25 protein-coding genes and 1 pseudogene are annotated in these 25,925 nt (G+C 40.1%); 12 read left to right on the top strand and 14 right to left on the bottom strand.

From position 1 onward, the window contains the following. From BP621_RS10590 to BP621_RS10565, 6 genes are all read right to left on the bottom strand, one after another. The coding region (locus tag BP621_RS10590; RefSeq protein WP_292389730.1) for an ATP-binding protein at window positions 1-118 on the bottom strand (118 nt) is incomplete at its 3' end. Window positions 119-213: 95 nt separating this feature from the next. Continuing rightward, window positions 214-642, bottom strand: coding sequence for a hypothetical protein (locus tag BP621_RS10585; protein ID WP_292389724.1), 429 nt, complete (start codon window positions 640-642; stop codon window positions 214-216). A 110-nt stretch (window positions 643-752) separates the two neighbouring features. Further along, on the bottom strand, window positions 753-1,181 hold the full coding sequence (locus BP621_RS10580) for an ester cyclase (protein WP_292389722.1): 429 nt from the start codon (window positions 1,179-1,181) through the stop codon (window positions 753-755). A gap of 200 nt (window positions 1,182-1,381) precedes the next feature. Beyond that, window positions 1,382-1,726, bottom strand: coding sequence for a CGGC domain-containing protein (locus tag BP621_RS10575; RefSeq protein ID WP_292389720.1), 345 nt, complete (start codon window positions 1,724-1,726; stop codon window positions 1,382-1,384). Window positions 1,727-1,778: 52 nt separating this feature from the next. Beyond that, window positions 1,779-2,117: a cupin domain-containing protein gene (locus BP621_RS10570; protein ID WP_292389716.1), complete on the bottom strand. Its 339-nt coding sequence runs from the start codon at window positions 2,115-2,117 to the stop codon at window positions 1,779-1,781. 417 nt (window positions 2,118-2,534) lie between these two features. Further along, window positions 2,535-3,194, bottom strand: a complete 660-nt coding sequence (locus BP621_RS10565; protein ID WP_292389715.1) for an NAD(P)/FAD-dependent oxidoreductase — start codon at window positions 3,192-3,194, stop codon at window positions 2,535-2,537. A gap of 357 nt (window positions 3,195-3,551) precedes the next feature. Here BP621_RS10565 and BP621_RS10560 point away from each other — a divergent pair, with 357 nt between their 5' ends. Then, a complete protein-coding gene (locus BP621_RS10560; RefSeq protein ID WP_292389713.1) occupies window positions 3,552-3,908 on the top strand; it encodes a winged helix-turn-helix transcriptional regulator in 357 nt (118 codons plus the stop codon). 318 nt (window positions 3,909-4,226) lie between these two features. After that, window positions 4,227-5,600, top strand: coding sequence for an acetate--CoA ligase family protein (locus tag BP621_RS10555; protein ID WP_292389712.1), 1,374 nt, complete (start codon window positions 4,227-4,229; stop codon window positions 5,598-5,600). An 81-nt stretch (window positions 5,601-5,681) separates the two neighbouring features. Here BP621_RS10555 and BP621_RS10550 read toward each other — a convergent pair whose 3' ends face one another. Together BP621_RS10550 and BP621_RS10545 are read right to left on the bottom strand one after the other, a co-directional pair. Next, the gene (locus tag BP621_RS10550; RefSeq protein WP_292389711.1) at window positions 5,682-6,680 is read right to left on the bottom strand and encodes a Glu/Leu/Phe/Val family dehydrogenase; all 999 of its coding nucleotides are present in this window, start codon (window positions 6,678-6,680) and stop codon (window positions 5,682-5,684) included. After that, window positions 6,658-6,816 (bottom strand): hypothetical protein, encoded by a 159-nt coding sequence (locus BP621_RS10545; protein WP_292389710.1) that lies wholly within the window; start codon window positions 6,814-6,816, stop codon window positions 6,658-6,660. The genes BP621_RS10550 and BP621_RS10545 overlap by 23 nt, the downstream gene beginning before the upstream one ends. 464 nt (window positions 6,817-7,280) lie before the next feature. Between BP621_RS10545 and BP621_RS10540 the strand changes: the two genes are divergently transcribed. Beyond that, window positions 7,281-7,997, top strand: coding sequence for a class I SAM-dependent methyltransferase (locus BP621_RS10540; protein ID WP_292389707.1), 717 nt, complete (start codon window positions 7,281-7,283; stop codon window positions 7,995-7,997). 212 nt (window positions 7,998-8,209) lie between these two features. Here the strand turns inward: BP621_RS10540 and BP621_RS10535 are convergent, their stop codons facing one another. Beyond that, window positions 8,210-9,472, bottom strand: coding sequence for a hypothetical protein (locus BP621_RS10535; RefSeq protein WP_292389705.1), 1,263 nt, complete (start codon window positions 9,470-9,472; stop codon window positions 8,210-8,212). Between the two features lie 771 nt (window positions 9,473-10,243). Between BP621_RS10535 and BP621_RS10530 the strand changes: the two genes are divergently transcribed. Next, window positions 10,244-10,702: a hypothetical protein gene (locus tag BP621_RS10530; protein WP_292389703.1), complete on the top strand. Its 459-nt coding sequence runs from the start codon at window positions 10,244-10,246 to the stop codon at window positions 10,700-10,702. 318 nt (window positions 10,703-11,020) lie between these two features. Here BP621_RS10530 and BP621_RS10525 read toward each other — a convergent pair whose 3' ends face one another. Further along, the gene (locus BP621_RS10525; protein ID WP_292389702.1) at window positions 11,021-12,832 is read right to left on the bottom strand and encodes a KUP/HAK/KT family potassium transporter; all 1,812 of its coding nucleotides are present in this window, start codon (window positions 12,830-12,832) and stop codon (window positions 11,021-11,023) included. A gap of 287 nt (window positions 12,833-13,119) precedes the next feature. Then, entirely contained in the window at window positions 13,120-14,931 is a 1,812-nt protein-coding gene (locus BP621_RS10520) for a KUP/HAK/KT family potassium transporter (protein WP_292389699.1), read from the bottom strand. A gap of 487 nt (window positions 14,932-15,418) precedes the next feature. On the opposite strand from BP621_RS10520, the gene BP621_RS10515 reads away from it, so the two are divergent. From BP621_RS10515 to BP621_RS10485, 7 genes and pseudogenes are all read left to right on the top strand, one after another. Continuing rightward, window positions 15,419-15,778: an MATE family efflux transporter gene (locus BP621_RS10515; protein WP_292389697.1), complete on the top strand. Its 360-nt coding sequence runs from the start codon at window positions 15,419-15,421 to the stop codon at window positions 15,776-15,778. A 304-nt stretch (window positions 15,779-16,082) separates the two neighbouring features. Further along, window positions 16,083-16,259, top strand: coding sequence for a hypothetical protein (locus tag BP621_RS10510; protein WP_292389695.1), 177 nt, complete (start codon window positions 16,083-16,085; stop codon window positions 16,257-16,259). An 18-nt stretch (window positions 16,260-16,277) separates the two neighbouring features. Next, a pseudogene (locus BP621_RS10505) lies at window positions 16,278-16,577 on the top strand (cache domain-containing protein); the annotation flags it as partial. Between the two features lie 370 nt (window positions 16,578-16,947). Further along, window positions 16,948-17,406: a MarR family winged helix-turn-helix transcriptional regulator gene (locus BP621_RS10500; protein ID WP_292389694.1), complete on the top strand. Its 459-nt coding sequence runs from the start codon at window positions 16,948-16,950 to the stop codon at window positions 17,404-17,406. Between the two features lie 1,412 nt (window positions 17,407-18,818). Beyond that, window positions 18,819-20,624, top strand: a complete 1,806-nt coding sequence (locus tag BP621_RS10495; protein WP_292389693.1) for a PGF-pre-PGF domain-containing protein — start codon at window positions 18,819-18,821, stop codon at window positions 20,622-20,624. 235 nt (window positions 20,625-20,859) lie between these two features. Further along, the gene (locus tag BP621_RS10490) at window positions 20,860-21,150 is read left to right on the top strand and encodes a hypothetical protein (protein WP_292389691.1); all 291 of its coding nucleotides are present in this window, start codon (window positions 20,860-20,862) and stop codon (window positions 21,148-21,150) included. 193 nt (window positions 21,151-21,343) lie between these two features. Then, window positions 21,344-21,760, top strand: coding sequence for a secondary thiamine-phosphate synthase enzyme YjbQ (locus tag BP621_RS10485; RefSeq protein WP_349682070.1), 417 nt, complete (start codon window positions 21,344-21,346; stop codon window positions 21,758-21,760). A gap of 162 nt (window positions 21,761-21,922) precedes the next feature. Here BP621_RS10485 and purF read toward each other — a convergent pair whose 3' ends face one another. The 3 genes from purF to BP621_RS10470 all read right to left on the bottom strand — a co-directional run bounded on the left by purF (window position 21,923) and on the right by BP621_RS10470 (window position 23,947). Then, window positions 21,923-23,356: an amidophosphoribosyltransferase gene (gene purF, locus BP621_RS10480; RefSeq protein WP_292389690.1), complete on the bottom strand. Its 1,434-nt coding sequence runs from the start codon at window positions 23,354-23,356 to the stop codon at window positions 21,923-21,925. 49 nt (window positions 23,357-23,405) lie between these two features. Further along, on the bottom strand, window positions 23,406-23,576 hold the full coding sequence (locus tag BP621_RS10475; RefSeq protein ID WP_095643671.1) for a 50S ribosomal protein L37e: 171 nt from the start codon (window positions 23,574-23,576) through the stop codon (window positions 23,406-23,408). A gap of 152 nt (window positions 23,577-23,728) precedes the next feature. Further along, entirely contained in the window at window positions 23,729-23,947 is a 219-nt protein-coding gene (locus tag BP621_RS10470; protein ID WP_011032293.1) for an LSm family protein, read from the bottom strand. Between the two features lie 434 nt (window positions 23,948-24,381). Between BP621_RS10470 and thiD the strand changes: the two genes are divergently transcribed. Beyond that, window positions 24,382-25,794: a bifunctional hydroxymethylpyrimidine kinase/phosphomethylpyrimidine kinase gene (thiD, locus tag BP621_RS10465; protein WP_292389688.1), complete on the top strand. Its 1,413-nt coding sequence runs from the start codon at window positions 24,382-24,384 to the stop codon at window positions 25,792-25,794. Window positions 25,795-25,925: the final 131 nt, after the last annotated feature.

Raw genomic sequence — 25,925 nt, 5'->3', positions numbered from 1 at the left:
ATACGACCTTTGCTTTTCCGTTAATGATTCTAATAGCACCTTCGGTACAGGGTGCAACGCACTTTCCGCAGCCTGTACATTTCTTTTCGTCAATTTTCACTATCATTCGTTTTACCATTTAACCGACCCCCATTGAAATATTTTACAAAATAAATTTTAATTGTACCGGACAGTGAAATTCCATAATAAGATGTTGCTTAGCGAGAGTTCCATTCAAAGATCTGGCAAATACCCCTCTCTATGCAGCATTTTCTTATAGTCATTTATTAATTTACACATCTTACGGGTATAATTTATGAAGTCCGTGTTTGTTTCTCCTCTGAATAAAAGTTTTTCAGCTTTTTCCAGAAGATCCGGGTAAACAAGTACCAGCTCTTCTTCAGTGTGCAGGAACAGAGCTGAAAAATCCCTGTGGATACTCATGCTTCTCTGGAGCAGTTCCATATCCAGGGTCTTTTCAGATATATAGTCTTTGAACTTCGTGTAAGCATAAAAGTTTGCAATATTATGGTTTAAAGAGTTTAAAATCGAGTAGAGGATATTGCTTGTTTTTGGAAGGGGAATGTCCCGAAGCTCAAGGTCTGCACCTTCGTAGTTTTCATCTTCTTCGATATTCCGGTCCCGAGTTATATCATGGCTCATTTTATTACCCTATTTCATTCGTAAGTTATATTTTTAGTATGAAATTTTAAATGCAAGAAACATAATTTAAATGCAAGAAACATAAAATGATACTGTGCACCTGATAAATTTTAACCCTCGTTTCCAGGTGCAGGAACAATCCCTAGCTGTTGCATCAGGCCAAGAAGATTAGTTTCACCCCACAGCTCAATGATCTTCCCGTCTTTAATGCGGAAAATCTCTATACCAGTCATATTTATCGGCTTGCCTGTAGCCGGCAAATCCATGAAGTTACCTTTGTGTACTCCGCGAGCTGTAAAACGTGCAGCCACAGTATTACCCTCGGCAATCATATCCTCAACTGTAACATTGAGGTGTTCAAAGGCTGCCCTGCATGCAGTAATTACTTCATTTATTCCCTTTATTCCTGGAGAAGCAGGAAGAGGAACATGCATAGCAAAATCAGGTGACAGCAACTCGTCAGCTGCACTTATATTTCCTTTCGAAGGGCCTTCTTCAAAGAATCGGCGAACTATTTCCTTGTTCTCTTCAGTAAACATATTTCCCTCATTTTCGTTTTTATCTGTCCGGTTTTGATGTATTTCTTGCCTATATATCTTTTTTCAGGACTTACGCACTTGAAGTACAAATCAAGCATATGAGACGTTGTAAATAATTTAATATTTTAAACAGTTAAGTGTTTAATGCTATCGATTTGTCACTTCAACCGCGTAAGTCCTATTTTTATCAAGAGCTGTGCTTAGTGATGAGTACCTTCTATAACCTTTATTCCTGCATCCTGAATCGTCTTTTTTATATTGTCCAGGTTAGGACACTTAGGATAAGTTTCTTCCATAAGCATACAGGAACTGAGATGTACGGCATCAAGGCCATACTTTTTAAGGGAGTTCACCAGACGGTACACTCTCCTGCCCGAACAGCCTCCGCACGTGAAAAAGGCGATCATCTGAGTGGTTTCGTTGTAGGACTCAAAGTGGGTCTTTCTTTCATTGAAAGCCTTAAAGCAGCCTACCCCCGGACAGGTTTCTGAAACGACGTCGCAGCGCACAACCGCTATTTTTGTAGGTTTTGTTTTTTCTTCCATTTATGCCTCGCTTTGAACCATTTCAACAGCCATCCTTACATTTGCTTTACGTTTACAGCATGCGTGTAGCTTCGGTTTGCCTTGGGGCCTTTACAACCAGCACCCTGAAAATATCATTTCCCGGATTCAGAAGGCGGTGGGGGATTTTTGCAGGACTCTCGACCAGCATATCTCGGCTGACTTCCTGCTGTTCGTCGCCAATTTCAACAATGCCTTTTCCTTCAAGAATGTAGAAAAAGACGTCTGTGGGAGTCACGTGCTTTTTTAGAGCTTCCCCTGGCTTAAGTTCTATATGTACAGCCTGAGCGTTTTCGGTATTGTAGAGCATCCGGACGCTCACATTGTGAGGATTCGGCTTTTCAGGTGAGGATTTCATCTCAGTAACTCTCATTAATTCTCCCCTTTTGACCATAGTTTTTTGTTTTTCAGCATTATGCCTTTAACTCAGCATTATACCTTACACTCCTTAGTTACTATACCGACCGAGCTTGTGTGAATATTCTGGCCGTTTTTGATTACATTTTAATATCATATATTCTGTTTCTGACATCTATCAATATATTCTGTTTCTGACATCTATCAATATATTCTATTCTGATATTCGTTCCATATATGCTTGGTCGGTACAAGTTTTTCCGCTATATTGGAAAGTATTATGTTTCGATCCCTGAAACTCCGGATTTATCCTGGGTTAAGAGTTGGTTAAGAGTTTACAGAGGAAACATTTTGTGGGAGCAGATCAGAAGGCATTCAACGTTGAATGAAACAATTTAAGAGATGTAAATGCCACATGCAAGCTTACCTGGTTTTACAGGCCTACCTGGGCTTTGAAATCCTCAAGGCCCATGCCTTCAATGAACTTCCCAAGCCTCTTTTTCGTGCCAGAGTTTTTATAAAAATTAACAATTCTCTCGATAGCCTCAAGAACTTCTTCTTCAGACAATTCCTTTGCGACAACTTCAGCAAGTCTTGGACTTGCAGCTGCAGAACCTCCTACCATCAGAGTATATCCTTTGGCAGTGCCCATTACCCCTATATCTTTGATGGCAGGTTCAGAACAGGAATTCGGACAACCGGAAACAGCCATTTTCAGTTTGGAAGGCATTGACATTCCGTGGTATTTTTCATCCAGCTTAAGGCCCAGGCTTACTGCATCCTGTTTTCCCTGCTTGCAGAAAGTCGTTCCAGGACAGAATTTTACACTTCTTACGCAAAGCCCTACAGCTGCGCCGGGTTTCATATCCAGATCAGCCCACACATTATCAAGGTCTTCTTCTTTCAGGCCTACGATTGCAATCCTCTGGGCAGAAGTCATCTTAAGGGCAGCGGCCCCATATTTTTCCGCAACATCAGCTATCTTTCTGAGGGTTTTTGGGTCCGCAATTCCTCCGGGGATGTGAGGGGCTACTGCGTAAGTTTCACGGTCTCTCTGAACGATTGCACCTTTTTCCGGTAAGTTGTCTTTCATGGTTATCATTCTCTCCAAACTTTCTAAATTTCCTAACTGGTTAGATTCCCGGCAGTTCTGACAGAATCGCCCAAGTCCCGTCTCGGGAGGATGGGTCCTTTTCGCTCACTTTGTTCGCTCAAGCGGAGTAATTTTAGATAAAGACATGAATTTCGTTTTTGCAGAGCGATAGTTATTACTTCGGACCCGGTATTTCAGCCACAGGCTGCTTTGAATTCTGTTTTGCCAGATACAGGAAAACTTTTACAGGAAATTATATATCTCTGTTTTATAAATTATATTTTATACTAGTGTTCTTTTGATACCAGTATATTAGAGATACTAATTTATATATCAGACAGTTTCTATGTTTATACTATGAAAGACTGCACAGTCTACAAGACTATGAATATCATCGGAAAAAGATGGACAATCCATATCCTTCTGGAGCTGCACAAAGGGGAAAAAAAAGAAAAGCGCTTTAATGAGCTCAAAAGAAAACTCGGCTACATAACTCCGAAAATCCTCTCAGAGAGGCTGACAGAACTGGAAACTGAGGGCCTGATTGAAAAGAAGGTTGATAACTCAACAAATCCTCCTAAATCCGAGTATTACCTGACCGAAAGCGGAGTGGATTTTGTGAAAATAATTCAAGCAATTAAACGCTGGGGACTGAAGTGGAAATTCCAGAATGAGGAATGTGAAAAGGCTATTTGCATGTACTGTGAGCGCTAAACGTAACTGAGTAAGAGAATCCAAGAACGTAAAATATGCGAAAAAGAAAAATAAAAGCGCTGGGACTTCCATATTTCTAGCTTTTTCGATGGTAGCGGTTAGGGGTTCTATAAAACTCCTTTAAAGGTTCTGTAAAGCTCTTTTAGAAGTTCTATAGAGCTCCTTTAAAGTTCCTACAGTGAATTTTTCTTTATTCCCTTGCATTTTTTCAGATTTTGCTTCTTTCCTGTTTTATAAAACCCGAATTTGTTAAGTTTAAATATTTAAGCTCGAAGCTATAATCTTAATATGATCTGCAGATTATTCGGAAGGGCATAAATGACCATTGAAGGACACATTGACTTTTTCTTCAAGCCTGAAAGCATAGCCCTGATAGGAGCGTCGCCAAATCCCGAAAAGCTCTCCTGTACAATTCTGGAAAACCTCCTGAAAATGGGGTTTCAGGGAAAGATATATCCTGTAAATCCGGGTTATCAGGAAATCAGGGGGCTTAAGTGTTATTCGGCTCCGGGTGAGATAAAGGACAAAATCGATATTGCGATTTTTGCAGTGCCAGCTTCTACAGTTCTTGAAATCCTCAACGGCCCTGTGGAAAATATAAAAGGAGCAATAATTGTCAGTTCAGGTTTTCGGGAAACTGGGCCTGAAGGAAAGGAAATGGAAGTACGCCTGAAAGAAATTCTAGATAAGAAAGGGATCCGGGCTATGGGACCGAATTGCCTTGGAATCTACGATACAGCTTCAAAAGTGGATACTTTTTTTATAAGTGGCGATAAGGTCGAAAGACCTGCAAAAGGTGGGGTTTCGGTGCTTACTCAGAGCGGTTCCTTTGCCGCTATGATTATGGACGAAATGGCAAACGAGGGAGCAGGGGTTTCACGGGTAGTGAGCTACGGAAATAAGGTAGATGTGGACGAAAGCGATTGCCTTGAATTCCTGGCAGGAGACGAAGCAACAAAAGCCGTTGCTCTCTATATCGAGTCTATCGAAAATGGACGTCGGTTCCTTGCCGCTGCTTCTAGATGTGTGCAAAAGAAGCCGGTAGTGGCTCTCAAAGTCGGAAAAAGGGAGCCAGGTGCAAAGGCAGCCAGTTCCCATACAGGGGCTGTTAGCGGGAGATATGAAGCCTATGAAGCTGCTTTCAGGAAAGCAGGTATAATAGAAGTTGAAAGTTATGAGGAATTAAAAGACGCCTGCAAAGTACTGAACAGATATCAGCTGGTAAAAGGAAAAAATGTTCTCATTATAACCGATGGAGGAGGGATCGGAATTTCTATCGCTGATGCCTGTGAGGAGGCTGGGCTCAGGGTTCCCGATCTTTCCAGAAAAGCTGTGAGCAGATTGAGACAGAAACTTCCGGCTTTTGCTTCCATAAGGAATCCTGTTGACCTGACAGGCAGCGTAAAGGACGAACACTACGTTGATGCTCTACAGGAGGCTTTTGGGGAGGAATATGATCTTGCAATAGTGAGCTTGCTCTGGGGTCCACCTCTTCTTTCCAGAGGGGTTGCGGAAAAAATCAAAGCCTTTGCCAGTAATTGTGAAAAACCAGTCCTCATCTGTTCTCCGGGCGGAAGATTCAGCAGAGAAATGGCTTCGGCTTTTACAGCCATCGGAATGCCGGTTTTTTTTACTCCGGACAGTGCGGTCAGGGCGACGGTGGTGCTATGCGGAGGGAAAAAAATAAACTGAAACTCGATTTGAGATGCAAAAGAACCCTGAATAACCGGGGATTTAAAAAGTAAAAGATGGGATTAGAGAATCACATAAAGCTTACACAAAGCCTGGCGCCGAAGAAAAGAGCGACCAGCGCCTGTAAGTCATGGCTTGCTTAACTCGTTTTACGGCAAGCTGGACTGCAGCTTCCCTTGGCAGGATTCCTTCCGTTTTCGCAGTTTCCAGTACCTGAGCCGTGTTTTTTCTCACCTTTTCTTCAATTGACCCGAAAGCTGTGCACTGGTTGGCTCCCTGATATTCTGCAGCCGCACAGATCACGCCGCCAGCGTTTGCAATAAAATCCGGAACATAGCGAATACCTGCCTCATAGAGGATTTTTTCGGCATTTTCTGTGATTGGAATGTTTGCTCCCTCAATAATCAGTTTAGTGTTTAGAAGATGGACGTTGCTCTCGTTGATTACATCCGGACGAGCTGCCGGAATCCAGATGTCACAGGGAATGGTGATAACGGCATTACTGTCAAGCTTTTTTCCTCCAGGGTAGTCAAGCACACTTTTTCCTTCTTTCTTAAGCCTGATCAGGGTATCCACGTCAAGCCCATCGGGGTCATGAACCGTGCCCTCGGAGTCGGCGGCTCCTACTAGAGTCGCTCCTCTCTGGGTAAGGAACCGCGCAGCATGCCTCCCAACTGCCCCGAATCCCTGGACAACCACACGAGCATCTTTCAGTTCAAAATTACAGTACTGGAGTGCCACTTCAGTAGCCTGTGCAAGCCCCCAGCCTGTGGCCCCCACTTCATCCAGAGGAATTCCTCCAATCCCGCAGGGAAGGCCTACCACCCTTCCGATCTCATCTTTTATGCAGGCCATACAGAGTTCGTCTGTCCCCATGTCAGGGGCGAAGATGTATTCCTCTCCATACCTGAGGGCACTGGCAAGCGCTCTAAGCATCTGTTTTTTCTTTTCCTGTGGCATTCGCGGATCCCCGCAGATAACAATCTTACCACCCCCGTGAGGAAGATCTGCAGCTGCATTCTTAAGGGTCATGGCTCTTGCCAACCTGAAACATTCCTCAGTACTCACATCTGGGGCCATCCTGACCCCCTCCAAGGGCAGGCCCCTTAGCGACATTGTCCACCACAAGAACTGCTTTCAAGTCAACTGACGGCTCGTAAACATGGATGATCTTAAATGGCCCAAGCTCATCCGCAAATCTGAACATATCCTCCATTAACTTTGTCCCCCTCTTTTATCAGCACCCTTAGCTTCATTTACATATAACTTTCATATTATTCAGGACTCTATTAATTATATCATTCATCTTGAAATGCTTTATGTTCCCTGCCTGCACCTTGAAAGTCTGCACTAGAAAGTCTGCACTAGAAAGTCTGCGTTCGGAAAGCCTGCACTATAGAAGATACTACTTTTTTTTGTGAAAGTTGATGCACTTGAGTTATCATAAAAATCTGTTGTCAGGAAAGGAATTTCCGAAAGCAGGTCCGGACTTATTTTCAGGAGAAACGTTTCAATAACTAAATAAAATCTTGTGATATTTGTAATACTAGACGATACCAGACAGATTTTCCTGTATAAATTTCAAAAAGAGCTAATCATTTTTCATTTTTGCCTGATTCTAATAATTGCAAATATATATCGATGAAATGGAAAAGACCGAGAAAAGGGGGGATATTCAGTATGGAAACAGTATTTAATAAACCGAAGTTTTCCTGGGAAGAATATTTTTCGGACAAAAAGAAAGGAGGGCACAGGTATTCTACCGAAGAATTTCTTTATAAAGAGGCCAAGGAAAAACTCTTTCATTTAAGTGGAGGTAAATCTCTTCTCGATTTCGGATGTGGTGCCGGAGAACTTCTAATATACTACGTACCAAATTATGAGAGAATAGTAGGGGCTGACTTTTCTTCTTCAATGCTTTTAGAAGCGGAAAAGAAAATGTGGCAGCAGAACTACAAAAATGTAGATTTAATCCTTGCCGATGATGAAACAATCTGGGATAGGTTGAATATATCATTTGACCGGATTACGGCAACAGCTGTGGTCCAGTACCTGAAGCCCGAGCAGATAGATGCTTTTATACATCATGCATTCGACTATCTCAATGAGAACGGAAAGATAGTCTTTTTTGATATAATTGATCCCAGGTTGTACTCTTTATGGAAAATGGGATGGTTCTCGCAGAATTTTAGATTATGGGAGATTTTGCCTAAAACTGGTTTTGGACTCCTCAAACAGGTGTCAGCCATTTTGAAAAACCGCCCAAGAGATATAATAGGAGATGCCTACAGCCCTTACCTGATTGAACAAATTGCCAGAGATAACGGCTTCAAAATGGAATACGTAAAGTCGATGTACTACGAATACAGGTATCACGCAATATTATCGAAAATCTAATGAAGCCTTTCTTACCCTGAGGTTTATTTATATGGTGAATAATGCCAAATACTTTATACACACCAGTGTTGCATACCCCTAGTTGTATGGCAGTATTCGTTAGCTGTTTATAAAGATCAGGAAGAAATAAATGAACTACCACTAAGCTAAAGACTTAGTAGCTTCTTGATTCACAGATGACAATTGGCATCTCCAACGAGCTTGATTCAGACCTAATTATTTATTATCCAGTTATGTATAAGTGCCCATAACTCACTAGAATTATAATCAAGGGCTATGCTCCCGTGACCCTGGTTCTTCCAGCTTATGGAAGTAACCTTATAATTTGTTTTTCCAACCTCGTTTTTGTACCACCAGGATCCGTAGTCGCTGAAACCTCCCCCAAGCCCGATATAAAGAACAGGATAGCTTATTTTTGAAAAGTCAATCTCATAGCCTTCCACATTCCCCATCAATCCGGCCATATAAAGATCCAGGCACTTTGGTACATAGGGAACAGCCCCTCCGGTTAAGGTCAAGTTAAGTAACCTGTTTTCGTCAACATAATAAAGCCCATCCAGGTCTCCACTCCAATAATGATAATTCGGAGTATAGGGGTATTCATTGAATCCATGGGTTTGGGTAGCCATAAGCCGGAAAAATTGCCTGTTTGTAAAGCCGGGTTGAAAAAGAGATTCTCGGTCAGGATCGGTTAAAGCCAGTCTGGCTATCTGCATCATGACAGCCATATCGCTGCCGTTATATGTCCTGTTTTCCAAACATCTGGATATAGTGTCAAATTGCTGTGCCTGAGCCCTTATTAACTCCGAATGTTTAGGCTCGTACTTAATAACGATATCAACAGGTACCATTCTGTTAACCGAACCTAAAGCAAGGTCATGGTATTTGCTGGCTCCGTAAGCAGTAAGGATCAAGGCCCCATGACTGTGGCCAATTGCTGTAACCTCGATGTCCTCTACAGCTTTATCACTCAGGAAAGCTGTATGAATTCTTGACACAGCGATGCCGTTGTATGTATCATTCAGGTAACTGTCAATGGTCCAGTTTTCCATGTAACTGAAATCGGTCTCATTTACCGGAACATTTGTCTCTCTTCTATCCAGAATATATGCACTGTATCCTTGCTGAGCGTAGTATATCGCCATATCGGAATAGAAACTTTCAGTCAAAGCCTGCCCGGGTAGGATTATTAAATTTTTACTTTGGGCTGTGCTCCAAGCACTCTTTTCTTTTACATAGTTGGTGAGTACAATGTAATCATATTTTCCGGATCCAACCTTTATCTTAAGTTTGTACTCTGCCACCTCGCCGCAGACAAGGCCAATTCTATTGCTTTTCGTTAAGTGAGAATACAGATCTGGTATGCTGAACGAAACAGGATTATGGAAAAAAATTCCCAGCTTATCGAATCGATTAAATAGGGTTTCGGTTTTGTTCTCAGGGTTGACAGCTAATGGTGCTACTTGGGTCTTCATTTTCTCACCTCGTGAGAGTCTCGAATTAGATTTTAGACTTGAGAATCCATATTTTTGTGAAGTAAAACGGGCTAATTTTCAGTTTTGACGTCAAATCGCAGTAGCGTAAAACAGCAAAAGACAGCCCAGAAGGCTAAAAACCAAAGCCTGGCATGATAATATAGGGATCGTTTACCGCCAGGAATCGGAGTATAAAGCCAGGATAAAGTCATTCTTTTTTCGATTTACGTAACTCAGTCATAAAATATTGGTTAATCTATCACATAATTTTATACAGATAAGAATTGCGGTTTGAAATTTTAAATAAATTTTATTGAAATGTTCTCGTTTGTGTATGAAAAAGTAATATTCGCAGAAACTCCGAAGATCCAGGCACACAAATCCTGCAAAAAAAGAGAAATGTGCAAACATCACGGCAAAAGGTACATATTCAAATACTTCCAAAACTTTGAGAAAACCATTTCAAAAAATTAGTGTACAGTTAATTTAATACCCCTGAAAGGAAGTATCAAAATTGAAAAAATATTTGTTTGTTCTACTGATGTTGATCTTTATTTCTGGGGCTCTATTCTCAAGTGCTTTGCCAATGTAGTTGATAACCCATTAGTAAATGAAACGGCATCAAAGATTTTAAAGACCGATAAATCCTTCAATCAATCTGCCAATTAATCTGCCAATCAGTCCATCAACCAATCCGTATCCCTGAATAAGACATGTAACATAAACCCGAAAGAATCCATAAACCAGATCGAACCCACTACAAAAACTCCTGTGGCTGAACAGAAGTTCAGGGTGGACCCGACCGTGGTACTGAGTCCGGTTAATGACGGTACAACTAAAAACGAATATGGCTTTGTTGAACTTTATATTGATAATCTATCCCTCAATGATGTGACTCTGAATGTAGATCCAAGGATCAGCGTGCCCTCTGGAATTCATGTATATGGACAGGATTTTGCTCAGACCGGTATGCAGCAGGTATGGCCTATGGAACATTTCCGTGCCCCCAGGAAAAGCGCCCGAACAATCTCTATTGATCTCAAGGGAGACAAAATAGGCCCCTATACGGTGCACTTCAGTAGTTTCTACTGGCATGGAGACAATAAGGATAATTACAACCCAATTTCACTCAGCCATCTCTTTGAGTCAAGGAAGCTTCCGAAAATTCCGAAGAAACTTCCCGCTCTGATGAGAATTGAGGAGCCAAAGCCGAAGAAACCGGAGGAGTAAAAGCCGAAGGAGAGGGCTCATTTAGTGCTCCCATATTTTGAATATTAATTACAGCTATAGGCGCCTTTTAGGGGTTTATGCTGTTAAGAAGAAGTAAATCCGGTTAAAAAATAGTTTAAATGCAATTGCAGGAAAAACACACACATTTTTTTCTTTTTATATTTTAATCGCTAAGAAAGGCGTCCGTAATCCAGAGAGGCCTTTTACTTAAGTTTGGATTGGATATTTACAGATAGCAGCCCAATTATCATGCGGCTGAGTTTTTGTATTAGATCCGGGTCTAAAGCCCGGAATGTACATACCGTTTTTAACCCGTTTTTACATTTCGAACCTCGTCATAACCCCATGGAGTTCGTCAGTAGGAAGCCTGTAAAACTGGACAAAGGATGGTGACACCTTTTTAATTATGGAAAATATTCTCCATATTATATTATTAGTAAAGATATCTTCGACTCCATAGAAAATTGTTTTTTCATAAATGCCCTGGTCTTTAAGGATCTGTTCAACATCCACAATTTCCATGTATCCCGCTCGTATCTCAAAAATTTTTAACCCCTTTGCCGGCTCTTTTGTGAACGAGCTTTCTACTCCGAAAGGACTGTCAGACTTGATTATGGAAATAAAAATGTTATTCTCGTAAATAATGTTATTTTTAAACATTACATGGGAAATATACTGGGGAATTCTTTCGATATCACGCGTAAAGAAGAGAGCGGTTCCCATGATTTTATTTTGAGTAGCATATAGACGATTATATTTTTCAAGAAAGTCTTCTCCCTTCATGAGTTTCATCAATTCATACAGTTTCTTTTGTCCCGATGTATATATAATTATAAGAGAAAATATAACAAACGCTATAATGATCGACCAGTAGCCTCCATGCGGGATTTTATAACTATTTGAGAGAAGGAATACTATGTCAATAAACGTTATAGATAGTGAAATAAGAGCCTTGGTTATATTTTTCCTGTGATAAAATATCGAAGTCATCAGCATGCCCGTAATAGACATAGTTCCTGTAACTGCCAATCCGTATGCAGCTGCCAGTCTGGTTGATTCTCTAAATATAAGCATCATAAATAATACCGAAATGAGGAGAAGCCAGTTTACGGTACTTATATAGATTTGGGACTTTAATAACCCAGAGGTATAATCAATCTTTAACATTGGAATTATCCGGGTTGTTATTCCCTGGTATACTATAGAAAACATGCTACTTATCATAGCTTGAGAAGCGATAATTGTAGCTACAATGCTGAGGAGAAGGAATGGGATATAAAGCATGTTTGCCTGCTGATTTATCATCTCATACAAAAAATTTCTCGAACCCGGATTTCGGAGAAGGAATGCACCCTGCCCGAGATAATTCAAAACCAATGCTACAAATACGAATCTCCAGGCTTTTAAAATAGGCTCTCTTCCCAGGTGTCCCATATCAGCATATAATGCTTCACCCCCTGTAGCGCACAGGATGACTTCAGATAGTACAAAAAATCCCATAATTCCATTATCCAGAAGGAATCTAATGGCATAATAAGGGTTGATAGCTTTAAGTACGTCTGGTGTATAAAAAATAGAGGCAATGCCTGAAAATCCAATGGCTGCAAACCATATAACCATTATAGGCCCAAAAACCCATGTAATTTTTTCTATTCCCTTACTCTGAACGGAAAAAAGTGCTATTGCAATTGCGGCAGAAATAAGTATAATAGTACCTTGGCCTATATTTTCTAACTGAGGAATGATCCGCAGCCCCTCTACCGCGCTCAGAATACTTATTGCAGGAGTAATTACTCCATCTCCCATGAGGAAAGATGTTCCTATATAAGCTAACAACGTGACCAGAGCTACATTCCTACCCGACTTGAGCAGAGGAACGAGTATTTCTTTTAAGACTATTGTACCACCTTCCCCTTTTTTACCCAGACTCATTGCAAGCCAGGCGTATTCCATAGTCACAAGTATGATAAGTGTCCAGATAATTAAAGATAAAACTCCTATTATGTGAGTGGGTGTAGGTCTTGTTAGAAGGAAAATAACGGTCAAAGTATAAATGGGACTCGTCCCGATATCTCCAAAAACAAGACCCATAGACTTCACTACTTCTCTAAACTCTGACTTGGAAAACATAATATCACCTTTTCGTCCCAGAAATTTGCACAAAGATATGATTTGAAATAAAAGTTCCACGCATTAAGCCCTAAGGCGATAAATCATGATTTTTTTCTGCCCTATAAGAAAAAAGAAAACGGATTATTTCTAAAATTCTGACTTGCAAATATTACTGTTTTCATATTGTTTTCATCTCTATTTTTGGTCAATAAGCCTAACAGTAAATAGCGATTCAATGAAATATGGTTCTGAGTATTACGTTTTTATATATAAAGCTCATGACCCTCTCTATAAAAATCAAGACTTTACATCTCAAATCTTGTCATAACTCCATGAAGCTCATCAGGAGGGAGTCTATAAAACTGAACAAAGGAAGGAGAGTTTCTTTTGATAAAGGAAAAAACTTTCCAGATTAGATTGTCGGTAAATATATCATCTATTCCGTAAAAGATTGTTTTTTCGTAAATGTTTTTCTCTTTCAGGATCTTCTCAACATCAACAACTTCCATATATCCCGCTTTTATCTCAAAAACTTTCAATCCTTTTGCCGGTTCTCTTACGAAAGCACTTTCCACTCCAAAAGGACTGTCAGACTTGAGAATTGAAATAAAAATATTATTTTCATAAATAATGTTGTTTTTAAACATTACATGGGAAATGTATTGAGGAATTCTGGTGATATCTCGTGCAAAAAAAAGGGCAGTGCCACTGATTTTATTTTCAGTAATATATAAATGGTTATATTTTTCAAGAAAGTTATCAGCTTTCATAGGTTTTAGTACTCCATACAGTCTCTTCTGTCCCGACGTGTATATGACAATAAGGGAAAATATAACAGCTGCTATAATGATTGACCAGTAGCCTCCATGCGGGATTTTATAAGTATTTGAGAAGAGGAACAGAATGTCAACGGATGTTATGAATAGTGAGATTATAGTCTTCGAAATATCTTTTTTGTGATAGAATATCGAAGCCATGAGTAGGCCTGTAATTGTCATGTCCCCGGTAACTGCCAGTCCGTATGCAGCCGCAAGTCTGCTGGATTCCTTAAATACAAGCATCATATAGAGTACGGAAATAAGGAGCATCCAGTTTACTGCACCTATATATATCTGTGATCTCAACTGCCCGGAGGTGTAATCAATCTTTAACATTGGCATTACTCGGGTCGTAATTCCCTGATATACTATTGAGAATACGCCGCTAATCATAGCCTGAGAAGCAATAATCGTGGCCACGATGCTCAGAATGAGGAATGGTATGTAAATAATACTAGCCTGTTGAGATACCATCTCAAACAGGATATTTGTTGAATCAGAGTTTCTAATAAGGAATGCTCCCTGTCCAAGATAATTAAGTAATAAAGAAAAAAATACCAGTTTCCACGCATTTAATATGGGCTCTCTCCCCAAATGACCCATATCGGCATACACCGCCTCGCCCCCTGTTGCACACAGGATCACTTCGGAGAGTACAAAAAATCCAGCAATCCCACTGTTCAGAAGGAATCTGATGCCATAATAAGGATTGATGGCTTTAAGCACACCTGGAGTATAGATTATTGAAGAAATACCAAAAAAAGCGAGAGATGCGAACCATAAAAGCATTATCGGACCGAACACCCAGGTAATTTTTTCAATTCCCTTAATCTGAACTGAAAAAAGAACTATAGCAATTATACCGGCAATTAAAACTAGAACACCCTGTCCTGTATTCTCAAATCCGGAAACAATGCGTATTCCCTCAACCGCACTAAGTATACTTATTGCAGGCGTAATAACACCGTCTCCGATAAGAAACGAAATCCCGACATAGGCTAATATTGTGACTAAATAAACTTTTCTGCCTGACCGTAATAGGGGAATAAGTATTTCTTTTAAGACAATAGTGCCTCCTTCCCCTTTTCTACTAAGGCTCATGGCGAGCCATGTATATTCCATAGTCACAATAATGATAAGCGTCCAGATAATTAATGATAAAACTCCTATTACATGATCCTCGGTAGGTTTTGTTAGGAGAAAGATAACTGTCAGGGTATAAATTGGACTGGTTCCTATATCTCCAAAAACAAGACCCATAGACTTTACTGCTTCCCTGAAATTATAATTGCTATACATAGTATACTCTCTGGGGTTTTAGTATTCACTTAGACTAAAAGTGTTCAAACAAAAGATTATAAACTCGTAAGCATGAGGTTATAGTTGCAACTTTCTCTATTAAAAAAAGTAGAAGACTAATTATATTTTATATAGCTTTTGACCTGTTACATTATTTACTATTTTTATTCAAAATTTGCCTATTTAATTAAGAATATAATCTTCATCACCATATTAAGTATAATAAATATCATACTTGTTTTATAAAACTGAAATTTATTATTTAATACTCACAAGTCCCTTCCTATAAACTCATTTTTTCATTTTTACTTGTTCTCTCTCGTAAATATATGTTTCCCTATAGACAATATGTTTCCTTATAGTTCACCTATATAAAAAGTAAGAAGGGTCTGGCACGTAAAGAAACGTTAAAGACAGAAGAGATCAGAAAAAAATAGACAAAAGACGCTTGATTTTAAAGGCAAGGGGAGAAAAACGGCGGGAGAAAATGAGTGAGGAACCATTAGTCGGAAGCGAAGATGCCGATGAATACTCATGGGGCAGAAGGAGAGAAAAAGAAGGAATCCTTCAAAAAAGTACAGAAGGAGTGAACATTCTCCTCGGCGATCCCAGGAAAGCCGTTGTCAAGCTCTCAATTCCTACAATAGTTGCCATGTCTGTCCAGACTATATACAGCCTTACTGATACCTTCTGGATCTCCGAGCTTGGAGCTGATGCCCTGGCTGCTGTCGGATTTGCTGTTCCTTTTTATGTAATCCAGATTTCAGAATCCCGGTTTTCAAAAAATATCTTTTTTAAACTCATTTTTATAATAAAGCCCTCCAAGTACGAAGCCACTGGTTCTTAAATCTGAATTTTCTTTTTCTAGCAGGTTTGAAATTTTCCTGCAGGTTTGAGAAATCGGGTCTGAAAATGAACCTTTGATCATGATCCTATCACAGTTTGATCATAATCCTATCGAGGCTTTTGGTAGATATACTAGAATTCACAATAGTCAAAGTTGGTGGAATATGAAAGCTTCGAAAATTTGTATTCAGCTCATCCTGTCAATTTCTCTAATTCTTCTGTTCCTGAGTATTTCAGTTTTTTACTCTCAGCAGGAAGACCAGATAAGGGAATAGGGCAGGAACAAAACCTGTACTCAAACCCAGGTGCAGTCAGAGCTTTCGGCTCAGAAGAATGCTGTCGCTTTAAAGGTCCTAGAAGCTGCAAGCCTTGTAGAAGAAAAAGGAGAAGAGACTTTTCCCGATTTTCAGAAAAAAGACAGCGAATGGTTTTATGATGATTTCCATGTCTTTGTCTGGAAGCTTAACGGAACCGGGGGCTAATCAGGGGTCGTTTATCATCCAGATCTGAAAGGGGGAGGGCAAGACTTGAGTAATCTTGTGAATTTCAACGGTAAGCCTATAGGAAAGCTTTTCATTGAGACCGTACTCAACGGAAAAGGAGAAGGGCGGATACTCTATGAATGGCCGAAAATCGGAGAAACCAAGCTCTCTACTAAGTACGGATTCATAAAAAGAGCTACTTTTGGAGAAGAAATATATCTCGTATGTTTGGGCTCTTATGTTGAGGATTATCTCCTCATGAGAAATACAGAGAATATTGATGAGGTGCCCATTCCTCTCAGAAAGGGGCAGAGTTAACGAATGGAAAACCGGGAAAAACTTTGCTTACACAAGGAAGCCTGATGCTTGAATATACCCGAGTTGTCAAATCATAAGATATAAATAAAACCAGTTCTTTTTTAGTTTGAAATCTAACAGTTAGAAACTGAGTTGTTAGATTAAATTCGGTCATTATTCGGATGATAAGAGATATTAAAACGCAGTCAAACTCAAGAAAACCCGTAAAGTCCGTTAGAACCAGCAGACTCAACTAAGAAAAACCTCGCAAATAAATCTACTGGATAAGGGATGTCTCGTAAAAAGACCTCTAATGGATACTATCCTGCCTTTATCATCTGAATCATGACTGGAAAATTATGATTGTAAGAAATCCCTGACTGTGATACCAATGAAGGAAGAAAAAATAAAAGAAACAGTAAAACTCCAGTTTGAGATAATTAATCTGTTTCAAAAAAATTTTGCTAAAATTTTCCACAGAACAGGGGACAGTCCGTATAACCTCAATAAAAATCAGAACCGAGCTATTATGATTATTGGGGCAATAGATAATATTATGCCTACAACCCTGGGAAAGTGCCTTGATCTTCAGAAGGGAAGCCTGACAAGCATGATTGATGCCATGGAAAGAGACGGGCTTGTCTACAGGAAAGGAGATCCAGAGGATAGGAGGAAAACCCTTATTTCCCTCACCGAAAAAGGGAAAGCTTACAGGGAATGGTTCATGGGAGAACTCGAAGAAAATGCCTCCGAGATTCTCAGAAAGCTGGATGAAGAGGATATTCTTGCATACAAGGAGAGCTTGCAAATAATGCTTTCAACGCTAAAGAAACTTGATGACACCGCCTGAATAAAAATAGTGTAAGAATAATGCGATGGACATCAAACTCATAAGCAAACTCAAGAAGCTGGAGTTTACAGAAAATGAGGCAATTTATGTTGACTCCTGAGTTTAAATGAAGCTACAGTAAGGGAAATCCATGAATTTACTCATGTGACAAGACCAAAAATCTATTCTGTGCTGTAAAGGATGAAAAAGAAAGGATATGTAAAAGTTGAATACGGAATTCCTGCCTTCTTCAAGAGCACTTAATTGGAGCTACTTACAGAAAGACTCAAAGCTGAATTCCTTCTCTCTATTAATGAAACCTTAAAGAAACTTAATTCCACAGAGAATCGAAAACCTAACACTGTGAACCTGGAACCTGTTTTTTTAAAGCCTCAAAGGTACGAAAGCTCGAGAGTGTGAAAAAATATTAAATGTAGTTACTAGGTAATAAGCTACTGTAAGCTGACTAAGCCGTTAATATTAGAATTAAAAAGAATAGAGTCAAAAGGTAGCGAGAATGAAGGAAATAGTTCCACAAATCTCCTGGATCCAGTTTTACGTAGTTTCCTCCTGAGAGATATCAGACCCGTACAGATATCAAAATTATGAGCCCTCTAAAGCGTTTCCCGCAAAAGATTAAATCTGAATAATAAAGCTTAAAGCTCAATTTAAAAATAAGCATACAAGTTTTATTTCAAAGCAAAATGGAAAAACAATAAAAATACTGAAAACGAAATTATACCCGAAAAGGTAAGAAAAGCTGAGAGACAGAGAGCCAGACAAGAGAATCTTATCTTTCACCTGCAATTCAGATATTTATGTAATTGTTATTCTTACTTTACATTATCCTATGAAATTAAATTGTAGGCGGCCATTCCACTCAAAAGATATCGCCCGACAATTACTAGTGCTTCGATTCCAAAATAAAACTATTTACTGGGAAATTCGTAATCGGGAAATAGGTTCAAAAGTCAAGTTTTATGAATTACTTCGGAATCGCAGTAATAGCCATAAGAAACGAATTTCTTATTTTTCAATTTAAAGGTTTTAAGCTCTTTTTGTTATCCCTTTTTGTCATCTCTTTGTTATCTTTCTACTTTAAAGCTAAATTATTGGACACACAGTTCGCACCAGAGTAACTGCATTTGTAACTGTATTTTAAGCCAAAAGTTGCTACCCTTTTTAGTGATAAATCCAGAGTTATAAAGGAAAGATTAGATATTTAGTGAGTAAGATACTATATAAATCCATATAATTGATTATAAATGCAAATTAAGTGTATTTGTTTTATATCCATAACTGAATATTGGTACAGCTTTTACATTCAAATTGAGCTATGTTTTTAAAAGTTCAGTTGAGTCGTTGCATTACTCTAATGATTACAAAATACAGATAGTATATTTAAGTTAGTAAAATACGGACACTGAGCAAAAATGAAGATAAATAAACGTAGACTAATAGCCATACTCCTCGTAGCTATCTTAATAGCATTCATACCCCTTGTATCAGCAGCTCCTGCAGGAACATCCGAGTCCACAGTAGTAGCAGCCGCAAAAGGCTGGATTGGAGTTAAATCCGTGCATGGAGGCAACAGCCGATCGGGCATTGACTGCTCTCACTTAGTGTTTCAAGTATACAAGCAAGCCGGGGCCAAAGACATAGTTTTCCAAACTGTGCCTAACATGAAAAAAAATGCATATTATGTTACTACAGCTTCTCCCACGCCGGGAGATGTAATTTTTTGGAAAAAAGACATTACTAAAAATAACAGGAATTACTGGCTTGTCAGTCATGTGGGAATATACATAGGGAGTGGGCAGTTCATAGGCACATCTTTTGATACAAAAACAGTTACCACAGAAAGTATTAGTGACGTGTATCAAGAAGGAATGCCTTATTATGCAAGATGGGACCCTAGCGGAAGCGATGATACAAACGAAAACGATGAAACTCCCGGTAATAACGATTTAAGCCTGCCGGTTGCTGCATTTGCTACATCTCCTACCTCTGGAAAAGCCCCATTGAATGTAGCATTTACTGATAAAAGTACAAGTGCAACTTCTTGGGCCTGGAGTTTTGGAGACGGAAGTACTTCAGCAGAGAAGAACCCGACACATACATACTCTGAAGCAGGAAACTATAACGTTGTCCTAATTGTAAATAATGAAAAGGGCTCAAGCTCAAAGACTCAAAATATAATTGTTCAGAGTGAACCCATTCCAGATAAAATTCTTCCTGTAGCAGACTTTAATGCATTCACTGTCAGTGGCTATGCTCCTTTTTCTGTACAATTTACCGATCTCTCGCAGAATGCAAACGGATGGAACTGGAATTTTGGAGACGGAGCTACCTCAACTGAGCAGAATCCAGCGCATACCTATTCCTCAGCCGGAAACTATGATGTTAACCTGACAGTAGTCAATGAAAACAAAACTTCCTCAAAAATCAGTACAATAAACGTACTGGAAGAAAGCAATTCCAGCGATAGTAACAGTNNCAGTGACAACAGTAGTGATAGCAGTAGTGGAGGACATAGCCACAAGAGCGGGGGTAGCAGCGGTGGTGGATCCCCTGAGCCAGCGAAGAACGTCCAGGTAAAAGAGATTTTACAGACCTTTATTGCCAGTGGAAAGGACGTGAATTTTAATTTTACAGAGAACGCAATCTGTGTTGAATCAATAACATTTAGATCAACGAAAACCGTTGGAAAGACCACTACAATAGTGGAGGAACTGAAAAATAAGTCGAGCCTAGTTCCCAAGCTTCCTGAAGGTGTTGTCTACAAGTCATTCAATATATGGGTTGGAAACAGTGGTTATGGTAACTCAAAGAGTATTGAGAATTCATCTGTCAATTTTAAAGTCAATAACTCATGGGTAGACGAGAACAACATAAACAAGTCCTCGATTATACTTAATCGGTACGATGACGAGAAAGAAGAATGGGTAGACCTGCCAGTAAATCTAACAAGCGAAGATGATCAGTTCTTGCATTTCACAGCAGACGTGCCTGGCTATTTTTCCTTCGCAATAACAGGTACAGAAAGTAAACACAAAAAAATAACTGTAGAACCTACTCACACAGACACAAACAGTACTACAGGCAGCAATGCAAGCAGTAATGCAAACACTATTGGAAATAAGATAGCTGAAGAAAGTATAAAATCTCCAGGATTTAGTATAATTAGCGGCATTGTATGTCTATTCTGTATTTTCCTGTATAGAAGTAAGGGAAAATAAAGCAGTATCAATTGTAGTAATGTAGTGAGGGTTATTGATCTAATCTGGCAAGCGAGTATATCTGTCTTTTATGGCCAGATTGGAAAAATTACCCTCCTGATCACTTTTTTAGATTCAAATATTTTTTGAGTTTAATTTACAAATTTTTTTTATAGTATGAGCTATAAATTAATAAAAGTGTTTCAAAGTTGGGAAAGTTTGATAAGAGCTATAAAAGTAGAAAAGGAGGTATTATATGTTTGAGCAACCTTTTAATCCAAATAATACAAAATGGAATGTTCTTGCTTTTGAGAATGACTCACTCGAAAACTCAAATCAAGCAATATGGGAATTTTATGGTGACCAAGCACACTTCATGAAAGATAGAGATAAGTGGGTTGGCCACTGGGATAGTACTCCTGGGCAGAATGATAGAATTTATTTTTATTCTACTGTCGGAAATGGGACTATCGTTTTTCAAAACGACCACCGATTTATAGCCCTGTCTGAAAATAATGAAATTCTAAGGTACGGCAAGCGTCTATAATAAGGTAATTACTTTATATGAATTGTATGGAACTCAAACTGCCCCCTTTATTATATAGAGTGCTATCTTCCCGAGTATTCTTTTTCAGGATACTATTTTTCCGTATCATATCCAGCTTTCTGAAGATATTACGTTGAATCAATGCATTTTTTGTAAAAAAGACTGAAATAGAATCTGGAAAGCCTCAGAGGAAATGACTTTGCAACTCAAAATTGATACTTCCAAACGCGTTGAGCTGGTTGATATCACTTCACAAGTTCAGGAAGAAGTAAGGAAAAGCGAAATTCCTGAAGGCATATGCCTTATCAGCACAAGGCACACTACCGCAGGTATCATAATAAACGAAAATGAAACTGGACTAAAAGATGACATCATGGATCTTTTAAATAGACTGGTCCCTGCCAGCGCAGGGTACAGGCACGACCTCCTAGATAACAATGCAGACTCTCACCTCAGGGCAGTACTGCTTGGAGCAAGTGAAGGCTTGCCTGTTTCAGAAGGAAAGCTTGAGCTTGGGACCTGGCAGAGAATCTTTTTTGCAGAAATGGATGGGCCAAGAAGTAGGACAGTTAATGTTACGCTTTTAAGGGCTGAACGCTATAAAGAATAAACGTGATAACACGATAAAAATAAATGTAGAATGGATAAAAAGTCAAGGCGGATCAAAAAGAATAGTGAGACATCAAAGAAATAGTGAGAAAATTCAAAAAATCATTGTGAAATCAAAAAGAATAGTGAAGAAAGTTCCTTACGAATTGCCTGAAAGAGCCTTTCAGGAACTTTCCTGATTATTGTTGAAATCATCCAGGCGTGTCTGCTTTCTTATGCAGTTTTCTCCCGGAATTTCTACAGGATACTCACCCGTGAGGCAGCCAATGCACATGTCGTTCTTATCGCATTCAAGAGCCCTCATAAGTCCATCAATACTCAGATATCCGAGGGAATCTGCATTAATAAGGCTTTCGACCTCTTTTACGGTCTTATACGAGGCTATAAGTTCCTGTCGAGTAGCCATATCTATACCCAGATAGCAGGGAGCGATAATTGCAGGACTTCCAACCCTTGCATGAATTTCTGACGCACCTGCCCTGCGAACCATATCTATAATTCGCCTTGAGGTTGTACCCCGGACAATGCTGTCGTCAACCAGAACCACACGTTTGCCTTTGATGTTATCCTGAATAGCATTCATTTTGAGCCGGACTGCGGTTTCACGCAATTCCTGACCAGGCAGGATAAATGTACGCCCTATGTAACGGTTCTTCATCAGGCCTTCAAGGTATTTGGTGCCTGATTCCCTGGCATAGCCAATTGCCGAAGTAATCCCAGAGTCTGGAACAGGAGAAACAATGTCAGCCTCTACCGGATGCTCTCTGGCTAACTCTCTCCCGATATTTTCCCGCACTTTGTAGACCAGTTTTCCATCAATAATAGAATCAGGCCTTGCAAAATAGATAAACTCAAACACGCAATGTGCAGGATGAGGCTCGTTTCCTATCTGGTAGCTCTCAAAGCCATCGCCCGTAAAGACTATTACCTCACCTGGCCGCACATCCCTGATAAGGGTACCGTTAAGAGTATCCAGAGCTACGCTTTCCGAGAAGACTGCGTATCCACCATCGACTTTCCCGAAGCAGAGCGGCTTAAGACCGAGAGGATCCCGCACAGCATATATAACGCCGCCGATATGGATAACCAGGGAATAGGAACCGACAAGTTTACGCATGACGTTCCGGATTGATTCTATAGGATCGTGTCTTATCAATTCTTTTACAAGAAGATGGCCGATAACTTCGGTATCGGAATCACTGATAAAGATACGACCTTCGCATTCCAGTTCGTCTTTGAGCGTTCTGGCATTAACCAGGTTCCCATTATGGGCAATTGCAACTGCTCCTCCTTTAAATTTCAGGATAAAGGGCTGGCAGTTCTCTATTTTTGATCCTCCGGTAGTTGAGTAGCGGACATGTCCTACTCCTACATTTCCGATCAGGCGCCCCAGAGATTCTTTATTATACACATCAGGGACAAGACCCATGCCTTTAATGGAATGAGAGGATGTACCGTCATATACCATTATGCCAGTGGATTCCTGTCCTCTATGCTGGAGGGCATACAAGGCGTAATACAGCTTGAATGCGACAGTATTGGATTGTGGCCTGTCGCCTGGTAGAATTATGCCTGCAACGCCACATTCTTCTTTCAATTTTGACCTCCAATAAAGGTAAAAAATAGAAAAAGTGAAACAGACGGGTTTAGTACTTGCACTTTGCCTGCCACTTGTAAGCTCTCATACGAGATGTTTTTCCAAAACCGCATGAAGTACACTGTTTTGTATGCACGTTAAAAGAAACACTCCCACAGCGCCTGCATTTGGCGTGTGTGCGTTTCTGCCTTTTTCCCATTGATGCCGTACCTTTACTCATTCCTAAATCTCCTGATAAAAATTAATTTGCTAGAGCAATATTCGATAATCTGAAGCGATTCTATTTTTCTGAATTTACTCCCTGCGGCCAGTCACAATAAGTCCTGGTGCTTACCGAGGTTTAACGATAATAGATGAAGTGCTTGATATAGATTACGGAGATACGTATACCACGTTGTCACCGCGAATAACGACACTGCTGAACTTGCTTACAACTTCTCCTTCTCTTAGCTCTTCAGCATTGTCAAGCACGAGGTTCATGTGAATATCGTATCCTTTCAGCTCACCTCTAAACTCACGTGCGCCTTTCAATCTAACGATTACAGGTGTGTCCAGTGCGTTGTTCAAAATATCCAGAGGTCGGTTTGCCATCCTTACAGTCCCCTTAAAACATTATAAATCAAGTCATTATCTATATCAATATAAATAGTTAATCCAGATTTAAATTGATCGCTGCGCCTTAACTATGATTAGTTGCATCAAAGTCGCAAATACAATATATAAATGTATCGAAGCAATATATCATTTTTTAAGTTATCATACAGAAAAAACCCTGATGTCAACCAGAATTCTCTTCAGAATATACTGATATTAACGCGAAATAAACGAGAATTTCTTCAGGACAGAAACAATCCTCCAGAAGAAAACAAGTATCACTTAAACCTGCTGAGAAGATTTTTTATAAACAATTCCATCAAAATTAACAAAATCTTCCTGAAAGGCACGATATTAAATTAACTTCTCATTACCAGAAGAAAAAGTTCCAGAAAGTAGTAGGAAAACGAACGAAAAAAAGAGAGAAATCCATGACCGAAAAAACCTTAAAAACAAAAAACCCGATTGTTCTGACTATTGCAGGTTCGGATTCAGGGGGAGGAGCCGGAATTGCTGCGGATCTGAAGACGTTTGCCGCTATTGGAGTGCATGGAACCTGCGCTATTACATCGGTTACTGCGCAGAATACTACTGGAGTGCTGAAGACTTTTGACCTCACTCCAGAGACTGTCGCCAGTCAGATTGAAGCTGTCTGCACCGATATGGAGGTCAGGTGGGCAAAAAGCGGTATGCTTGCATCATCTGAGATCGTAAGGAAAGTTGCAAAAGAAGTCAGGAAATACGAGCTTTCCCTTGTGCTGGATCCTGTTATGGCTGCTGAGGCAGGAGGAGACCTGCTGCGAAAAGAAGCTTTCTCTGTCCTTATTGAAGAACTGCTGCCCTTCTGCAAGGTTACCACACCCAATGCGTCCGAAGCAGGCGCACTCGCTGGCATGGCTGTCAAAACCCCTCAGGATGCGAAAGTTGCAGCCAGGAAGATCGCGGATCTGGGTGTCGAAGTTGTCATTGTTACAGGAGGACATCTGGACGCCACTGACCTAATTTATGAAGCTGCTTCTGAGACTTTTACCCATATTCCAGGCACTTTTGTTAAAGGAGGAACACACGGCACGGGCTGCACTTACTCTGCGGCGGTGACTGCCTTCCTAGCTTCAGGAGAGAACCTGGAGGGGGCTGCAAGGAAAGCAAAGAAATTCGTTGAAGAGGCAATCCTCAGGAGCCGGCCTGCAGGCAGGGGAGTAAGTCCTGTAAACCAGCTTGGAGCGATTCTGGAGGAAAAAGATCGCTACCTGGTTTTAAGAGAATTAAAAGAAGCAGTTTTGATTCTTGAAGGCAGCCCTGATTTTTCAAAACTGATTCCCGAAGTAGGCTGTAACATAGGAATGGCTATTCCCGAAGCTGACAGCTACGAAGACGTTGCGGCCGTCGAAGGCAGGATAGTAAGGCACAGAGGACGGGCAATTCCTGTAGGCTGTGTGGATTTTGGGGCCAGCCGACATGTAGCAAGGATTATTCTCGCGTCTCTTCGTTATAATCCTGAAATAAGGGCAGCAATTAACGTAAAATACTCCAGGGAGGCCCTTGCAGCTTGCAGAGAGATGAAACTTGGAATTTCCTTTTTTGACAGAGCCGAAGAACCGGAAAACTCCAGTACTATGGACTGGGGTACAGCCGCAGCAATCAAAAAGTACGGAAGCGTCCCGAGAGTCATCTATGACAAAGGGGGCCCGGGAAAAGAACCAATGATACGCCTGCTCGGGAGATGTGCTACTGAAGTGGCAAAACTTGCTGTGGAGCTTGCANNCTTGCAGAAAAGATACAGTAAAAATCCGGTTAAGAATCAAGAATTTCAGGTATCGACAAGCCATCTTAAATTCAAGTAAAACGCTCAGAATCTCAAGTGAAAACGCTCAGGATCGAGTGAAATTTTTAGAATCAAAAACTTATTTTGAATCAAGATTTTGATTCTGACCTTTTTTGTTTTATTCGGTCCCTATTTCTGTCCGCTTTACTT

It is taken from the genome of Methanosarcina sp. UBA5 (assembly GCF_002505485.1).
Lineage (GTDB): Archaea > Halobacteriota > Methanosarcinia > Methanosarcinales > Methanosarcinaceae > Methanosarcina.
The sequence above is the reverse complement of the archived record's forward strand: the minus strand, read 5'-3'. Positions and strand labels throughout refer to the sequence as shown.

Coding starts and splice junctions, on each gene's coding strand:
- BP621_RS10490 (WP_292389691.1), top strand. CDS start 20,860: ATGTTTGAGCAACCTTTTAATCCAAATAATACAAAATGGAATGTTCTT.
- BP621_RS10500 (WP_292389694.1), top strand. CDS start 16,948: ATGAAGGAAGAAAAAATAAAAGAAACAGTAAAACTCCAGTTTGAGATA.
- BP621_RS10525 (WP_292389702.1), bottom strand. CDS start 12,832: ATGTTTTCCAAGTCAGAGTTTAGAGAAGTAGTGAAGTCTATGGGTCTT.
- BP621_RS10550 (WP_292389711.1), bottom strand. CDS start 6,680: ATGGCCCCAGATGTGAGTACTGAGGAATGTTTCAGGTTGGCAAGAGCC.
- BP621_RS10565 (WP_292389715.1), bottom strand. CDS start 3,194: ATGAAAGACAACTTACCGGAAAAAGGTGCAATCGTTCAGAGAGACCGT.
- BP621_RS10545 (WP_292389710.1), bottom strand. CDS start 6,816: ATGGAGGATATGTTCAGATTTGCGGATGAGCTTGGGCCATTTAAGATC.
- BP621_RS10470 (WP_011032293.1), bottom strand. CDS start 23,947: ATGGCAAACCGACCTCTGGATATTTTGAACAACGCACTGGACACACCT.
- BP621_RS10520 (WP_292389699.1), bottom strand. CDS start 14,931: ATGTATAGCAATTATAATTTCAGGGAAGCAGTAAAGTCTATGGGTCTT.
- BP621_RS10535 (WP_292389705.1), bottom strand. CDS start 9,472: ATGAAGACCCAAGTAGCACCATTAGCTGTCAACCCTGAGAACAAAACC.
- BP621_RS10575 (WP_292389720.1), bottom strand. CDS start 1,726: ATGGAAGAAAAAACAAAACCTACAAAAATAGCGGTTGTGCGCTGCGAC.
- BP621_RS10580 (WP_292389722.1), bottom strand. CDS start 1,181: ATGTTTACTGAAGAGAACAAGGAAATAGTTCGCCGATTCTTTGAAGAA.
- BP621_RS10540 (WP_292389707.1), top strand. CDS start 7,281: ATGGAAACAGTATTTAATAAACCGAAGTTTTCCTGGGAAGAATATTTT.
- BP621_RS10475 (WP_095643671.1), bottom strand. CDS start 23,576: ATGAGTAAAGGTACGGCATCAATGGGAAAAAGGCAGAAACGCACACAC.
- BP621_RS10555 (WP_292389712.1), top strand. CDS start 4,227: ATGACCATTGAAGGACACATTGACTTTTTCTTCAAGCCTGAAAGCATA.
- BP621_RS10560 (WP_292389713.1), top strand. CDS start 3,552: ATGAAAGACTGCACAGTCTACAAGACTATGAATATCATCGGAAAAAGA.
- BP621_RS10585 (WP_292389724.1), bottom strand. CDS start 642: ATGAGCCATGATATAACTCGGGACCGGAATATCGAAGAAGATGAAAAC.
- BP621_RS10485 (WP_349682070.1), top strand. CDS start 21,344: ATGACTTTGCAACTCAAAATTGATACTTCCAAACGCGTTGAGCTGGTT.
- BP621_RS10515 (WP_292389697.1), top strand. CDS start 15,419: ATGAGTGAGGAACCATTAGTCGGAAGCGAAGATGCCGATGAATACTCA.
- BP621_RS10570 (WP_292389716.1), bottom strand. CDS start 2,117: ATGAGAGTTACTGAGATGAAATCCTCACCTGAAAAGCCGAATCCTCAC.